This window comes from Vibrio sp. Vb0667 (genome assembly GCF_033391095.1).
The window spans coordinates 1-1550 of the sequence record NZ_JAWPOL010000143.1; the positions used below are offsets into that span (position 1 = coordinate 1).

A 1550-nucleotide genomic window follows, 5' to 3' on the forward strand; every position below is an offset into this window, starting at 1 on the left:
TCAACCAAGATCATGCCGATCAGCACAAAAGTGGAGCAAATGCCAATAACGGTAAAAGCCATACCTAGTGAGTTTAAAGGCAGTTGGTTACCCGCATCGGCATTGCAAATGACTCAGAGCTGGCAAGACGATCAAGGCAATACGCTATCCGCCAATACGGTAAATAACGTGAAACAAGGTTCGTCTATTACTCGTACCATTCAAATCAAAGCTCGCGGTACACAAGCCGAATACTTACCGCGTATTACTATGGATTACCCAAACTCCTTACGCGTTTACCCTGAACAGCCTCAATTCGACACAGCAAGAGATGGCACGGTAATCATGACGGTAAAACAAGTGCTGATCCCAACAGAAGCTGGCGAATTCACGCTGCCAGGCTACACACTGAATTGGTGGGACAGTAAAAGCGATGAAGCAAAGCAGGCAAACTTGTCTGAGCTAAAACTGAATGTGGAACAAAGCGATGCAGGCTTGATTACCTTACCTGAAACCGCGCTTCCTATACCAACCGTTTCAAATGCAGCTCCCGCCCAACAAAATGGCGTCGATAAACTCTGGCAAACGCTCACTTTTGTTTTTGCAGGCTTGTGGATTCTTACTTCCGCAATTGCATTCGTAATTTGGAAAAAGCGTCCTGTTGCTTCCACAGAACCATTGTCAGCATCAGAAAAACCACTTTGCGTTGAAGCGTTGAAGCGCATCATTAACGAAGGCGACGAAGCGTAAATCGAACGCTCAGTAAACGAGTACTTGAGTACCCATCGTGACCGACTAAATCCCGAAGATGTTCAAGCGGTCAAACTCGAACTCGATGCCATGAACAGAGCACGTTTTAGTCCAAATCAACAGCCATGGAGTCACAAAGCCCTGTTGGAGAAAGTGCAAAAACTGGCCAAGGCCAAACGTGACAAATCTAGCCACCAGCTAGAAAAACTATAAATAAGAATGGCAGCGCTCTAAACGCTGCCATTTTTGGTTTCTGATGTTCAGGAAGTACGTAAAAACAAACTCACGCTACAATTTGATCTTTTTGAAGGTCTTTTAACTCATATCGCTTCACGCAATTTCTCCCACTGCTTTTCGCCTGATAGAGCGCCTTGTCGGACAACTGATACAAGTGGTCGAAATTGAAGTCTTTGCCTTTGGTGTTGTAGCTGGAGTACCCCACCGAAACCGTCAGCAGTTCACCTTCAGGGTTATGTTGATGCTTGATGCCTTCATCTTCAATGCATTGACGAATGCATTCCGCTCTCAACCGAACCTCTTCTTGGTTCGAGCCGATCATCAATAACACAAACTCTTCACCCCCAATACGACAAAAGACCTCGTCTTCATCTTTGGTATGGTGTTCAAGAATGTTCCCAATGCGCATCAGTGCAATGTCACCTTCAAGATGACCATAGTGATTGTTAAACAAACCAAAATGGTCAATATCAATCAGAATCAGACCAAATGACATCGCCTCTTCGCAATCCAATGCGCAGTATTTTTGCATCACATGTTCCAGCATACGGCGATTGCCAAGGCGCGTAAGTGGATCGAGTTTA

The 1550-nt window shown here is 45.2% G+C and carries 1 protein-coding gene and 1 pseudogene; one reads left to right on the top strand and one right to left on the bottom strand.

From position 1 onward, the window contains the following. A pseudogene (locus tag R8269_RS24090) lies at positions 1-942 on the top strand (protein BatD); the annotation flags it as partial. A 70-nt stretch (positions 943-1012) separates the two neighbouring features. Here the strand turns inward: R8269_RS24090 and R8269_RS24095 are convergent. After that, the coding region (locus tag R8269_RS24095) for a GGDEF domain-containing protein (protein WP_318222763.1) at positions 1013-1550 on the bottom strand (538 nt) is incomplete at its 5' end.